Below are 13461 nucleotides of genomic sequence, written 5' to 3'. Positions count from 1 at the left end.
TTGATGGTTGATGCCTCGAAGACCTCCCTGGTGATTTGCGTCGAGGATGACGAGCCCGTCCGTGACGCGCTCAGAGGACTGCTGCGCGCCAATGGCCTGCGGGTTGCCGCCTTCGCGTCGGCGGAAGAATTCCTCGCTTCCACGGAGCTGCAGACCGCGGCCTGCCTCGTCACCGACATCCAGCTCGGCGGTATTTCGGGATTGGACCTGCTGGATCGACTGTCCGGGATGGCCAGAAGGATTCCGTCAATTCTTATCACTGCCCACTCCGACGTCGCGGTGGGTGACCGTGCCAGGAATTCAGGGGCGTCGCGTATCTTCCTAAAGCCCGTCAGTCCAACGGATTTGCTGGAGGCGATCAGGACGGCTCTGGCGAGCGGTCCTGCTTCCACGCCCTGAGAGTGATAGCCGCAACTGATCGCACCAGAACCAACGGCACCTCACGACATCTAACTCGACTCCATCGCTCCTCCGGCAGAAATTGACGGAGAGATGGACGACGTCGCGCGAATATGCACCTCGGACATCGAAGCAATCGAGCTACGAGGGCCGCCATGACGACGCCTGCCACGAGCGCTCCCACCCACACGGCGAGAGACATCATTGGACCTTCGCCACTGATCACCATCGAAGACGAGCCGGCGCCGAAGCTTATCGTCGATCCGCCGCTTCCGGAGCCATTGTCCCGTGGCCTTGTCTTCATTCAATATCGGGCGGAGAACATTCGCATTGTCCCAGTTTTCGGAGAGGGCGCGCTCCGAGTATCGCCCCGGCTAGGGCACGTCCACGTGACCATCGATGATCTCCCATGGCACTTCGTCGATGCAAGCGGTGAGACGCTGATCGTCGTCGGCCTTCCGGCGGGCGAGCACAAGGTTCTCGTGGAACTGGCCGATCCGAGACATCACGTGATCACGGCGGAGACGGTCAGCTTCTTCGTGCCGGAGAAGAGATAGTTTGAAGGATTCGAGCTCCCAAGGCGATCGCACGCGGTAGGCGCCATGCCGCAAACGCCTGCCGCTTTCGAGCCGCAACCTCCCAAGAATTTGCCCTCGCGGACCCTGTCGCGAGGGCATGTTCTTTTGTGGATAAACGAGGCGAACATGGCATCACAAATCCCCGGAAGGGAGTGCCGCCCTCCGGAGAGTGTCTTCTCAAGGTTCAGGTCGCTCAGGCGGCTTCGCGCTCGACCTTCGGGAAGTCGACGTCGGTCTTGAAGACTTCGTTCATGTAGTTCGTGAAGGTGCTCGCCGCGACGTGGGCGACGATCTCCAGAAGCTCGCCGTCATCGAAGCCGGCCGCCTTCAGTGCTTCCACTTCCTGTTCGGAAACGCCGCCCCTGGCTTCGGCGACCCTGACCGCAAATTTGACGGCGGCGTCGGCCCTTGCCTCGGAGGACCCGCCGCGACGGGCCGCTGCAATCTCCTCTAGGCTGAGCTTGGTGACATGGGTGCCGGTGTAGGTATGGGCTGCGAGGCAATACTCGCAGCCGTTCTTTTGGGCGATCGCCAGCGCGATGCGCTCGCGGATCTTCTTGTCGAGCTTGCCCTTGCCCAGTGCTCCGTTGAGACCTGCGTAGGCTTCGAGCACGGCCGGGCTTGTCGACATCATGCGGAATACGTTGGGCAGCGCGCCGATCTGCTTCTTGATCGCCTCCAGCGTCGACTTGGAAGCCTCAGGGGCCGCTTCGAGTGTCGCGGGAATTGGAATTCGGGCCATTTTTCAATCTCCTTTGTTGCTTCAGGTTCTGTCGTTCTGTGTGAAGCCGGTCTTCAATGCAGATCATGCGGAAGGAATCCGTCCGGCTCATGTGGCAGATGTTCGATGACGATGGCACCGTCGACCACTTGCTTGAGGCTGTGCGCCATTGCGGTAGACCGACGGGAATCCCGCCATTTTCGCGGGGTGACCGCGGTGATCTTCTTGAAGACCGTCGTAAAGTGCGGCTGGTTCTGGAACCCAGTCTGCAACGCGATCTCGACGAGGGCCAGATCGGTGGAAGTCAGCAGCCTGGCTGCAGCCTGAATTCGCATCCGCAGAAGGAATTCATGGGCGCTCATCGAGGTGGCCGCCTTGAACGTTGCCGCGAAATGCGCCCGCGAGAACCCTGCGACGTCCGCCAGGTCCTCCAGCGACATCCGCTGATCGAGACGAGATTCCGCATATCGTCTGACGCGACTGAGGCGCCATGCCGAGAGGGGATGAACGCGTGGCAGTGACCGATAGTGCTCGAACGCCAATTGCGAGAAATCCCTGGTGATTTCGCTCCTTCGCGCGGGCGAGCTTTCGGAAATTTCGCCGATCAGCTCCGCGAGGCGAATATCGCGGATGTTGAACCTTCCTCCGACAATGGAGCAGAGGCCTCGACAAGGCTCTCGCAGAAAGGTGAGTACGTAGAGATAGGCGTCGGACTGCAGTTCGACGGCGATCGGATCGGGGCCTTCCACGAAGGTGACGCTGTCCTCGACCATCAGTCCCTGAAACAGGACACGCCCCTTTTGCTCAAGGCGCAGCTCGGAATCGCGGGCCGCAACGACGAACGTCCCGACGCCGGACCCCAGCGAGGCGGTGATCGCTCGGTTTCCGTTCTCTCGTGTCAGCTTTGCAAGGGAGATATTCGGGTCGGCGACGCTGTAGTGCTCGACGTGCAGGCAGTCGTCGATGGTTTCGAAGCCATCACGTATCCTGCCCAAGCTCACCTTGATGGCGACATCGGTCTGCATCGGCTGCTCCTCATCAAAAGGGCGCGAATTGAGTTGATGGCCGTGGCGCTACTTGTCGGTGGCGGCCCGCTCGATCATTGCAGACACCAGATCTGGATGTGAGATCATCACAACATGGGACGCGCCCTTTACGCCGACCGTTTCCTTTGCGCCCGCTCGCTTTGCCATGAATTCATGGAGTTCGCTCGGAATATTCTTGTCGGCGGTGCCGTAGATGAAATGGGAAGGCAGCTTCTTCCAGGATGGATCGCCGGAAGGATCGTTCAGGGCCTCGGCCGTGACCGGGCGCTGTTCCGCACCCATGAGTGCCGCTTGCTGCTCCGTGACGTCCGCAGCGAACTGCTTCCAGAACTTGCTCTGCAGAATGTAGAGATCATGTTTTCCATCGGGCTGGATGACGGGTGGTGCCAGGGCGTCGCCGAGCGTGCCGGTCGGGAACTTCTTGCCAAGGCTGCCTGCGCTTTCTCCGTTGTCCGGCGCGAGTCCTGCGACAAAGACGAGGGATTTGACGTTCGTTCCTTCGACGGCGACGTCGGTGATCACCGAGCCGCCGTAGGAATGACCGACCAGGACGACCGGCCCGTCGATGGACTTCAGAACAGCCGAGACGTAGTCGGAGTCGTACTTCAGTCCCCGCAGTGGGTTGGCCACCGCGACGACAGGATAGCCGTCCTTCACCAGCTTGGCGGCGACGCCGTCCCAGCTCGCCGACTCCGCGAAGGCGCCGTGGACGAGGACGATCGTCGGCTTCGAGGCCGCCATCGCATTCTGGCTCAGGAACAGCGCCGCGACCATTGCTGAACTCGACAACCACTTTTTCATGCGAAGAACCTCACACTGGGCGCCTGCAGCAGTGAGCATGCGCGCTTGGTTTATATTCCTGCGAGGCTACTACGCGGCGCCGTCCAATGGTGTGAGTTGTCGAGATGGCGTGTGAGATCCAGTTGGCCACGAATGCTGCGTTCGACGTGGTCGGAGATACGGGAAGGTCAGGATCGAAGCCACGACGGACGAAGGCGGCCTTCGCGGCCGCCTTCGATTTAAAACGTCAATGCCCGGTCACGCCTACGCGTCAGGCGTTTATCGCCATGTCCACCGCCGACAACAAGTCCTGATGGCGCACCGGCTTCGTCAGGAACTCGACCGCGCCCGCCTTCATCGCGCGCACCGACATCTGGATGTCCGCATGGCCGCTGATGAAGATGATCGGATATCGTATTCCAGACTTCAGGAGATCGGCCTGGAAGTCCAAGCCGCTCCTTCCGGGCAGGCAGACGTCGAGGATAAGGCAGTCGGGCTGAGGTGAGTGCTCGCTCTCTTGGTATTCCTTGACGGATTCAAAGGATGCGACGCCAAGGCCGACCGATCTCAGCAGTGTTGAAATCGAGCGCCGGACGCTCTCGTCGTCCTCGATCAGGACAATGTAGGGCGCCGAGGCCCTGATCGCCACAGGCGTGTCGACCTCAGAAATGGTCGTTGATCTTGTGGCGTCGAACCGCGCCTCGCCTTCGGGCACCACGTCGTCCCTGATCAGCATGTAGCCTCTCCTGACGATCGTCTTGATCATGTTGCCCTGGCTGCCCAAGGCCCGCCTCAAGGACTTCACCTGGAAGCGGAGATTGCATTCCTCGACCACCAGCGACGGCCACACCTCGTTCAGGATCTCGTCCTTGCTGACGATCCTGCCGTTGGACCTGAGCAGCACCATGAGAAGGTCGAACGCCCGGCCGCCTATCTCCTGCGGGCTCCCATCCAGCAGGAGCTGACGGGAGTGCGGGATCGCGCAGAACCTGCCGAACCGGATCGCGTCGTCATAGGCTTCGCGCTTCGCCTCTCTGGAATGGTGAGGCAGGTATGCGTCTGCTGGGTTCGTTTGTTCGAGCGTATCGGCGAATTGGACTTGCATGGCTGACTTCCCCCCGTCGGCTGCAATTGTTCATCGCGCTGCTGAAGATCGGCGTCCTACAAATCAGGCCCCGCTTGCGGGAGGCGATCTCCATATGCGTGCGATTGCAGGGAGAGCCTAGCTCCCGCGATGCACGCAAACAATCCGACCAATGGCCAGTCCGACCCCGACAACGTCGTGAAGAACTAGACCAAGGTCTAGGAATTCGAACGACTTGGCGAAGTCGCTTGGCATGCCCTCTCACGCAAACTCACGACGCCTTACGACAACTAGCTCGTGGTTTCCGCTCGCCGAGCGTAGCAATCAAGAGGAAATAAGCGACGCAACGGGTAAGTCGCGCTCGCATCCTCGTTCGAAAAACTGGAGGCTGAAATGAACAGATCCATCATGAGCAGAACCGCCTTGGCCATAGCAGTCGCGTTGTCTGCATCAACAGCTCTGCCGGCCATCTCTTACGCAGCGAAGAAGGTTGTCACCATACATAAGCTCGTGGTCCCGCAGGTCACCTATCACACGGTTGACGTCGACGGCACGAAGATCTTTTATCGCGAGGCCGGTCCCGCCGGCGCTCCCGTCGTACTTCTGCTTCATGGCTTCCCGACGTCGTCACACATGTTCAGGAACCTAATCCCGATTCTCGCCGACAAATATCACGTCATCGCGCCGGACTACCCTGGCTTCGGCGAGAGCGACGCGCCCGACCACACCAAGTTCGCCTACACCTTTGGCCACTACGCCGATATCGTCGACGGCCTTCTCGGCAAGCTGAACATTACTGAATACGCGATGTACGTCATGGACTATGGCGCTCCTGTCGGCTACCGCCTCGCGCTCAAGCATCCGGACCGAGTGTCTGCCCTGATCGTCCAGAATGGCAACGCCTACGAGGAGGGGCTCAAGGAGTTCTGGGATCCGATCAAAGCGTATTGGAAAAACGACACTCCCGAAAACCGGCAGGCCTTGCTGGTGCTTTTCAAGCCCGAGACCACTGTGTTCCAGTACACGGATGGCATGAGTAACCTGGCGCACATCGATCCCGACAACTGGGGACACGATCAGCCCCTGCTCGATCGTCCCGGAAACAACGACATTCAGCTCGACCTCTTCCACGATTACGGTACGAACGTCCCGCTCTATCCGGAATTCCAGAAGTTCTTCCGGGACAAGAAGCCGCCGACCCTGATCGTCTGGGGGAAGAACGACAAGATCTTCCCGGCCGACGGCGCGTCGCCCTATCTGCGCGACCTGCCGCACGCCGAGATGCATCTGCTCGACACGGGCCACTTCGCGCTCGAAGACAAGCTGCCGGAGATGGCCCCGCTCATCCACGATTTCCTCGATCGGAAGCTCAGCCGCGACTAGATCGAGGCCTGGCCACCACGCACGCCTCCCTGCGTGGTGGCGCCCATTCACCGCGACTGTCACAACACGATGGAGCTGGAAATGACCAAGCACGATTACCACCTCTCGAGACGTGGCTTCTGCCTCTGCTGCCTCGGTGGCGCGACATTCGCGGCCACGGGCGGATGGCTCACTCCGGCCGAGGTTTTCGCCGCCGCCAAAAGTCTCGTCGTCCAGATCCGCGAGGCCGCGGCCGCAGCGGATATCACCACAACCAAGCTTCGGGGCGGTATCAGCGCGTTGTCCGGCTCCGGCGGCAACATGGGCGTTCTCGTCGGCGATGACGGAAAGCTTCTCGTCGACGCCGGGATCACGGCCACCCGTCCCAAGATCGAGAAGGCGCTCGCCGATCTCGGGCCGCAGCCGATCCAGCATCTCATCAACTCGCACTGGCACTTCGACCACACGGACGGCAACGAGTGGCTCAATTCGGAAGGCGCCATGATCACGGCACACCCCAATTCGCTGAAACATCTGACGGTCGCCACCCGCGTCGAGGATTGGGACTTCGACTTCCCGGCGTCGCCGAAGGGCGCGCTGCCGACGATGCTCATGAAGGGCGACGAGGAGACGTTGAAGCACAACGGCCAGACGATCGCGCTGAAGTACTACGGCCCGGCCCATACCGACAGCGACATATCGGTGTTCTTCCAGGAGGCGAACGTCGTCCACGTCGCCGACACGTTCTGGAACGGCGTCTATCCCTTCATCGACTATTCGACCGGTGGCAGCATCGACGGGCAGATCCAGGCCGCCGAGGCCAACGTCAAGATGGTCGACGACCAGACGATCGTCATTCCGGGCCACGGCGAGATCGGCAACAAAAAGGATCTCATCGCCTGGCGGGATATGCTCGTCGGCATCCGGGAGAACGTCGCCAAGCTGAAGAAAGATGGTCGAAGCGTCGAAGAAACGATCGCCGCGAAGCCCACTGCGAAATGGGATCCGGTCTTCGGCAACTGGGCGATATCGCCGGCGCTGTTCACCCGCCTTGCCTATGAGGGCGTCTGAGCTGAAACTCTCCGCGGCGGCGTCGGGCCGCCGATTCCAAAACGAGGGCAGGCGGCCGTGGAGACTGAAAAGCATATATCGAGCGACGTCGCCTTTTCGCCGTCGGTGAAGGAGATTCAGGCAAGGAAGGGTTCGCGCCGATCCTATGCACGCGTGGAAGAACGCGGCGGATGGGCGACCGAGATCACACCCGACCTGAAGGACTTCATCGAGAAGCAAATCAGCATCTTCATGGCCACCGCCAACAAGGAATGCCAGCCCTATATCCAGCACCGGGGCGGCCCGCCTGGGTTCCTCCGCGTGATCGACGAGACCACGCTGGGATTCGCGGACTACATCGGCAACCGGCAATACATCTCCCAGGGAAACCTCGTCGACAACGACAAGGCGCAGCTATTCCTCATCGACTACGGCAGCCGGTCCCGAGTGAAGATTTGGGGGACGGCCCGCGTCGTCGAAGACGACCCGGCGCTCCTGGAGCAGTTGATGCCGAAGGGCTACCAGGCCAGGCCGGAGCAGGTGATCCTGTTCCATGTCGACGCTTGGGACGCGAACTGCCCGCAGCATATTCCGCTCAGGTTCGAGGCTGACGAAGTTCTAAAGGCGATCGAGAGCAGGGACGCGCGGATCAAAGAACTCGAGGCCGAGATCGCCACGCTCAAATCCGCGAAATCTTCCGGCCAATAGCCTCATTCGAAGGATTCACACATGAGCCGCCCGCCGTTACCTCCCTTTACCCTGCAGTCGGCGATCGAGAAGGTGCGGCTGGCTGAGGACGGCTGGAACACCCGCGACCCCTCGAAGGTCGCCTTGGCGTACAGCGTCGACAGCCATTGGCGGAACCGTGCGGAGTTCGTCGTCGGGCGCACGGCCATCGAGGCATTCCTTGCACGCAAGTGGGCGAAGGAACTCGACTATCGCTTGATCAAGGAACTGTGGGCGTTTTCCGGGAACCGGATCGCCGTGCGCTTCGCCTACGAGCATCGCGACGACAGCGGCACCTGGTTTCGGGCGTATGGCAACGAGAATTGGGAATTCGATGCCGATGGGCTTATGAAATACCGGCACGCGTCGATCAACGAGCACCCCATCAAGCCTGAAGAACGTGCCTTCAATTGGTCCCTCGGAAGAAGGCCCGACGGGCATTTGGGCCTAAGCGACTTCGGATTCTGAGCATTGGTCGCATCATACGCGATCTCACAAGCTCTCATCCGAACTTGCTCGTGTCCGCCGCTAAAGCTCGGCTTCATCTCTCCTACACGAGCTTCGACCCACGCCCGGCTATTCATCAGGAGTTGCGGATCGCACTTGCAAGGATTGCGGAGGCGGCAGGGTGAAGCTGAACGTGCTTCCCGTGCCCTTCTCGGTCGCGACCCAGATATGGCCGCCGTGCGCCTCGATGATGGATCGACAGATCGAAAGTCCCATGCCTATGCCGGTCGCCTTGGTGGTGAAGAATGCCTCAAACGCCCGATCCGCTGTATCCGGATCGAGCCCGACGCCGTTGTCCGTGACGCTGACCTCAACCGATCCGTTGCTCCGGCTCGTGACGATGTGCAGCACCTTTCGCTCGCCCTCGATCGCCCCCATCGCGTCCGCGCCGTTCATCACCAGATTGATTAGCACCTGCTGGAGCTGGATTCGGTCCCCGTTGACGGCATCCGCCGTACCATCATAAGCGGTTTCGACAAGGACGCCTTTCTGTCGGAGTTCGCTCTTGGTCAACAGCAGCACTTCTTCGATCACGCCTCGTATACTTAGCGGCTCGACCTTCGGCCGCGAATTCCGTGCCAATGCAAGGATGCCGCTCAGTACCTCGCCCGCCCGATGGCCGTCGCGCAGAATCCAGTCGATCGCCTGCACGGCCTCTTCGATGTTCGGGGAACTGGCTTTCAACCAGCTCATGGATGCCGCCGCGTTTGTGACGATGGCCATGAGAGGCTGGTTCATTTCGTGCGTGACGGACACCGCCAACTCGCCGATTGCGGTCAGGCGGCTCATGCGGGCCAGATCCTCCTTCGACTTTCGCAGGGCGGCCGAAGTCTCGTTTCTCTGCGTCATGTCCCTGAACACGAGAACCGCGCCTTTCATCTCGCCGCGGGAATCGATAATTGGCGCGCCGGATACGTCGACGACGAGTTCCGATCCGGCCTTCGACCGAAGCGCGTACTGGTTGCCTATTGCAAGATCGGTCTCACGACCGAGGATTTCGGATACTGGGTCGACGACGAGTTGGTGAGACTCGTCGATCAGTCTGAAGATGTCTGCAACGGGCCGACCGACGGCCTCCTGTTGAGTCCAGCCCGTGAGCTTTTCGGCGACCGGATTGAGAAATGTCAGATGTCCCTTGTCGTCAGTCGATATCACCGCGTCACCAATGCTTGACAACGTGGCGGCGTAGCGTTGCTCGCTCTCTTGGATGCGGTTGTGTGCAATCTTCAGATCTTCGACATCGATGTTGATGCCGTACCATCGGATGACGTTGCCGCTCTCGTCGCGGATCGGAACCGTACGGATGAGAAAGGAGCGAGCCTCGCCGTCGGCTCGCATCATGCGGGTTTCGACCTCTCCTGGAACCTCTTCTGATAGAAGGCGCATCCAGACGTCCATCACCTTCTGAAGATCATCGGGGTGAAAGACGCGTGTGTACCCGAACCCGGAAGACTCCTCTTCGGTAAGCTTGAAATAGCCCGACCACTCCCGGTTCACAGCCTCCAACGTTCCGTCAGGTCTGGTGTGCCAAGCGTGTGCAGGGAGCATGTCCCACGAAAGCCGGAGCTCCCGTTCGGCAAGGCGGGCCTTCTCTCGGGCTTGGTCGAGATCTGACCCAAGGTTCGCCTTGTCGATGCGTAGGGCTGCGTACGAGGCGAGAAATTCGAATGCACTCATTTGTTCCGCGCCGAACGCCGCGGTCGTGGAGCTTTCAATCTTCAAGATCCCGAGGACGTCCTCTCCGACGAGGAGAGGGACAAGCAGTTCACAGCGCAGACCGGAACCGTTGCCGCCGACGTCAAATCCTGCCGCGAACAGCGGCATCTTGGTTTCCCGGAGCGAGGACATGACCGCGGACGGAAAAAGATCGGAACCTTGGTTCGGGAGAAAGACCACTTCCGCCCGATCGACGTCGTCGAACTTCAAGCAGGCATTCGAAAGCGCATCGACGACGCTGTCGCGATCCGCATCGGCGGACAGCGCTCGCAGCAATCGCATGCCTTCCGTTGCATCCATGGTCCGTTCCGCCGGATGTCGCCGAGGTGCAGAGTAGCAGGACGCGAGATATCGGCAAGTTGCCCGAAATTTCGTCAGAGTACGATACCGTGGACGCCCATCCCGGATGGTTCTCGACAGCCAGTGAAACCAGTGACGTAATGAGCCCTATGGGGTGAATGGAAGGGCGCAGACATGGAAGATCCTTATCCGCCGTTGTCGCCGCTCAAGACGGGCGTCCGCGGACTGTGCCCCCGATGCGGGCGCGGCCACCTGTTCGACGGCTTCCTCACGTTGCGCAAGGAGTGCGAGGTCTGCGGCCTGGACTACTCGTTCGCCGATCCCGCCGATGGGCCTGCCTTCTTCGTGATCTGCTTCGCCTGCATTCCGACGGTGCTCCTGTCGGTCTGGCTTGCGGTCGCGCACCAGGCGTCTATCTGGACCCAGATCTTCGTGACCGGGCCGTTCATGATCCTGACGTGCATTCCGCCCTTGCGCCCGCTCAAGGGGTGGCTTGTCGCCAGCCAGTATTTCTACAAGGCCGAGGAGGGGAAATTGTCCCGTCGGGACGACGCCGGCCAGGAATAGAGGAGCTTCATATGCGTTCAAAAGCCATCGAGCATCGTACGACCCACGCGTTCGAGGAGGCGTTGGAGACGGCCACAAGGGCGATCGGGAAGGCCGGGATGACAGTATTCGCCGAGATCGATCACGCAAAGGCGGCACGAGACAACGGGCTGTCGATGCCCGAGACGCGCGTGATCGTCTACGGCAATCCGAAGGCGGGAACGCCAGTTATGCTGGACATGCCGCTGACCGCCCTCGATCTTCCATTGCGAATTCTCGTCCGGGAGCTCCCTGGGCGCAACTCCGCGGTCGCCTTCCATCCTATGGCGGAGATGTTCGAAGAACTTGGGGTGAAGCGCGAAGTCGCGGCCCGATTTGATGCGGTTCAACAGGCGATCGTCGACGAAGTCTGCGGCGGCTGTCCAACTGCTACTCGCGATCATAACAACGGCGGCTATCTGGCGTAGCCGGCCGCCCAATTGAAACGGACGATTTCGAAAGACCGGCTGCCATCAGGACGCAAAAATCGTTCGTTCCAAGAGGCGGCCGGTGCGCGTCGATAGTCTTGCTGTAGCCTCGAACCACGAACTGGAGGTTCTCCCGATGACACCGACGTCAGACATTTCCCTTACGAGACGAGATGCTCTCCTCGCAGGATCCGCCGCCGCGATCGCATTGGCAGTCGGTCCGTCGGCATCAGCCGCCACCAAACAGAAACAATCCCGAACGGAGGACAAGTTCATGGGTACAGTGAAAGTGAAAGACGGAACCGAAATCTTCTACAAGGACTGGGGTCCGAAGGACGGGCAGCCGATCGTATTCCATCACGGATGGCCGCTCAGCGGCGACGACTGGGACAACCAGATGCTCTTCTTTCTCGGAGAAGGCTTCCGGGTCATCGCACATGATCGCCGGGGGCACGGCCGCTCGTCGCAGAGCCGGACGGGTCACGAGATGGACACCTACGCGGCTGACGTTGCAGAGGTGGCGGAAGCGCTCGATCTCAAGAACGCGGTCCACATTGGCCACTCGACAGGAGGCGGCGAAGTAGTCCATTACGTCGCGCGGTCGAAACCGGGCAGAGTTGCCAAGGCGGTCATCGCCGGCGCCATTCCACCGGTCATGTTGAAGTCTGACAAGAATCCCGGCGGCCTGCCGATCGACGTGTTCGATGGCTTGCGCAAGGCCCTGTCCGCCAACCGCGCACAGTTCTACATCGACGTTCCGACCGGTCCCTTCTACGGCTTCAATCGTCCGGACGCCAAGATCTCCCAGGGCCTGATCGACAACTGGTGGAGGCAGGGCATGATGGGTGCTGCGAATGCCCACTACGAGTGCATCAAGGCGTTCTCGGAGACGGACTTCACCGAAGATCTGAAGAAGATCGAGGTTCCGGTCTACGTCATTCACGGAACCGACGATCAGATCGTGCCCTACAAGGACGCGGCGGAGCTTTCAGTCAAACTCCTGAAGCACGGCACCTTGAAGCTATACGATGGATATCCGCATGGGATGCTGTCGACACACCCCGAGGTGCTGAATCCGGACATCCTGGCCTTCATCAAAGCCTGACGGAGCGTTGGGGTCGACGGACGTCGGCCCCAACACAGACCTGTCGTCTGCCAGGGCCTAACGCAATCTCACAATCTCTCCCTGCAACTTCTTAGCCCCTCCGAAACACCCGGAGTAACATTGCCGTCATCGAAATCGTTCAAGCCGCTGAGGGAGACGAGCATGCGACTCCAGGGAAAAGTAGCAGTCGTTACCGGAGCAAACAGCGGTATCGGTCTCGCGTCCGCCAAACGCTTTGCAGAAGAGGGCGCGCAGGTCTTCATGACTGGCCGGCGCAGGGAGCAGCTCGACGCAGCCGTCAGCGAAGTCGGTAGAAATGCGCGAGGCGTTCAAGGTGACATCGCCAATCTTGCCGACCTTGATCGGTTGTACGAGATCGTAAAGGCCGAGGCGGGCCACCTGGACATCGTGTTCGCCAACGCGGGCGGCGGGGAGTTCGCGCCGATGGGCGCGATAACCGAAGAGCACTACGACCGGACATTCGACATCAACGTGAAGGGCACGCTCTTCACCGTCCAGAAGGCGCTTCCCCTCTTGAAGGACGGCGGCTCCGTGATCCTCACGGGCTCGACTACGGGATCGACAGGCACGCCGGCATTCTCTGTCTATGCCGCCACTAAGGCGGCCATCCGCAATTTCGCCCGCAACTGGATCATCGATCTCGCTCCGCGCGGCATCAGGGTAAACGTGCTCTCGCCGGGCGCCACGTCCACTCCCGGCTGGCACGGTCTGGCGCACTCGGAGGAGATGGAGAAGGAAATGCTGCGGCAGACCGTCGCGAGTATCCCGCTCGGGCGCATGGGCGACCCACGGGAAATCGCGAACGCCGCACTCTTCCTCGCCTCCGACGAAAGCAGTTTCGTCAATGGATGCGAGCTCTTTGCGGACGGCGGATCGGCGCAGATCTAGCGCCCCGATCTCATTCTGACCTCCTGAAAACGACCGAGGAGTTGCGGAGAAAGTTTTTGCGCCGCTGTCGACGAAATGTTCTAGGATCGAGGCCGTCTGTTCAGGCGCGCACGACCGGTGATCCGGGGTGGGTGAGGCCGGGCGACCTATTGAGTGCTGGGCCGC

15 protein-coding genes are annotated in these 13461 nt (G+C 60.6%); 10 read left to right on the top strand and 5 right to left on the bottom strand.

Annotated elements, in window-relative coordinates:
* Positions 1-3 precede the first annotated feature (3 nt).
* Positions 4-399, top strand: a complete 396-nt coding sequence (locus tag CUJ84_RS10725) for a response regulator transcription factor (protein WP_105006186.1) — start codon at positions 4-6, stop codon at positions 397-399.
* Positions 400-554: 155 nt separating this feature from the next.
* Entirely contained in the window at positions 555-956 is a 402-nt protein-coding gene (locus tag CUJ84_RS10720) for a DUF6130 family protein (protein ID WP_105006185.1), read from the top strand.
* 214 nt (positions 957-1170) lie between these two features.
* Here the strand turns inward: CUJ84_RS10720 and CUJ84_RS10715 are convergent, their stop codons facing one another.
* From CUJ84_RS10715 to CUJ84_RS10700, 4 genes are all read right to left on the bottom strand, one after another.
* Entirely contained in the window at positions 1171-1719 is a 549-nt protein-coding gene (locus CUJ84_RS10715) for a carboxymuconolactone decarboxylase family protein (protein WP_105006184.1), read from the bottom strand.
* 53 nt (positions 1720-1772) lie between these two features.
* Entirely contained in the window at positions 1773-2723 is a 951-nt protein-coding gene (locus CUJ84_RS10710; protein WP_105006183.1) for a helix-turn-helix domain-containing protein, read from the bottom strand.
* Positions 2724-2771: 48 nt separating this feature from the next.
* Positions 2772-3545, bottom strand: a complete 774-nt coding sequence (locus CUJ84_RS10705; protein ID WP_105006182.1) for an alpha/beta fold hydrolase — start codon at positions 3543-3545, stop codon at positions 2772-2774.
* Positions 3546-3795: 250 nt separating this feature from the next.
* The gene (locus CUJ84_RS10700) at positions 3796-4629 is read right to left on the bottom strand and encodes a response regulator (protein WP_105006181.1); all 834 of its coding nucleotides are present in this window, start codon (positions 4627-4629) and stop codon (positions 3796-3798) included.
* A 372-nt stretch (positions 4630-5001) separates the two neighbouring features.
* Between CUJ84_RS10700 and CUJ84_RS10695 the strand changes: the two genes are divergently transcribed.
* From CUJ84_RS10695 to CUJ84_RS10680, 4 genes are all read left to right on the top strand, one after another.
* Positions 5002-5991 (top strand): alpha/beta fold hydrolase, encoded by a 990-nt coding sequence (locus tag CUJ84_RS10695; RefSeq protein ID WP_105006180.1) that lies wholly within the window; start codon positions 5002-5004, stop codon positions 5989-5991.
* Positions 5992-6072: 81 nt separating this feature from the next.
* Complete coding sequence (locus CUJ84_RS10690) at positions 6073-7041, top strand: MBL fold metallo-hydrolase (protein WP_105006179.1); 969 nt, start codon at positions 6073-6075, stop codon at positions 7039-7041.
* Between the two features lie 57 nt (positions 7042-7098).
* A complete protein-coding gene (locus CUJ84_RS10685; protein WP_105006178.1) occupies positions 7099-7728 on the top strand; it encodes a pyridoxamine 5'-phosphate oxidase family protein in 630 nt (209 codons plus the stop codon).
* A 21-nt stretch (positions 7729-7749) separates the two neighbouring features.
* Positions 7750-8214: a DUF1348 family protein gene (locus CUJ84_RS10680; RefSeq protein ID WP_105006177.1), complete on the top strand. Its 465-nt coding sequence runs from the start codon at positions 7750-7752 to the stop codon at positions 8212-8214.
* Between the two features lie 108 nt (positions 8215-8322).
* On the opposite strand, the gene CUJ84_RS10675 is transcribed toward CUJ84_RS10680, so the two are convergent.
* On the bottom strand, positions 8323-10269 hold the full coding sequence (locus CUJ84_RS10675; protein WP_105006176.1) for a PAS domain S-box protein: 1947 nt from the start codon (positions 10267-10269) through the stop codon (positions 8323-8325).
* Between the two features lie 174 nt (positions 10270-10443).
* Here CUJ84_RS10675 and CUJ84_RS10670 point away from each other — a divergent pair, with 174 nt between their 5' ends.
* The 4 genes from CUJ84_RS10670 to CUJ84_RS10655 all read left to right on the top strand — a co-directional run bounded on the left by CUJ84_RS10670 (position 10444) and on the right by CUJ84_RS10655 (position 13296).
* Positions 10444-10836, top strand: a complete 393-nt coding sequence (locus CUJ84_RS10670; protein ID WP_105006175.1) for a DUF983 domain-containing protein — start codon at positions 10444-10446, stop codon at positions 10834-10836.
* 11 nt (positions 10837-10847) lie between these two features.
* On the top strand, positions 10848-11282 hold the full coding sequence (locus CUJ84_RS10665; protein ID WP_105006174.1) for a DUF302 domain-containing protein: 435 nt from the start codon (positions 10848-10850) through the stop codon (positions 11280-11282).
* A 274-nt stretch (positions 11283-11556) separates the two neighbouring features.
* A complete protein-coding gene (locus CUJ84_RS10660) occupies positions 11557-12387 on the top strand; it encodes an alpha/beta fold hydrolase (RefSeq protein ID WP_105006173.1) in 831 nt (276 codons plus the stop codon).
* A 162-nt stretch (positions 12388-12549) separates the two neighbouring features.
* Positions 12550-13296, top strand: coding sequence for a glucose 1-dehydrogenase (locus CUJ84_RS10655; protein WP_105006172.1), 747 nt, complete (start codon positions 12550-12552; stop codon positions 13294-13296).
* Positions 13297-13461 lie beyond the last annotated feature (165 nt).

It is taken from the genome of Rhizobium leguminosarum, assembly GCF_002953715.1.
Classification (GTDB): Bacteria; Pseudomonadota; Alphaproteobacteria; order Rhizobiales; family Rhizobiaceae; genus Rhizobium; species Rhizobium leguminosarum_V.
The sequence above is the reverse complement of the archived record's forward strand: the minus strand, read 5'-3'. Positions and strand labels throughout refer to the sequence as shown.